General features: G+C 70.0%; 1 protein-coding gene. It reads right to left on the bottom strand.

The annotated features are described in order from the left end of the window. The coding region (locus O4H62_RS26330; protein ID WP_269391854.1) for a hypothetical protein at positions 1–297 on the bottom strand (297 nt) is incomplete at both ends.

The raw sequence follows: 297 nt of genomic DNA, 5'->3' as shown, positions 1-297 counted from the left end.
CACCAACACTTCGAGACGGCGCGATTCGCGCAGCCCGTCGACCCCGGCCCCGCTGGGCCAGGCGATGACCGCGGCGGCCTGATTGGCATCGCCGCGATGGCGGCGGATGACCGTCTCGCCCGCGTCGGGGAAGTCGATCGCGCGTTCGAGAACCTCTGCGGGCGCGGTCACGCGCTGGTCGAGCGCGCCGAACGTCTTGCGCAGCGCTTCGATCGTGGCGGCCTTGTCGAATTCGCCGAACACCAGCACTTCGACCGGCCCCTGCTCAAGCAGCGGTTCCCACACTTCGCGGAAGCC

This window comes from Parahoeflea alexandrii (assembly GCF_027214025.1).
GTDB classification, from domain to species: domain Bacteria; phylum Pseudomonadota; class Alphaproteobacteria; order Rhizobiales; family Rhizobiaceae; genus Hoeflea; species Hoeflea alexandrii_A.
The sequence above is the reverse complement of the archived record's forward strand: the minus strand, read 5'-3'. Positions and strand labels throughout refer to the sequence as shown.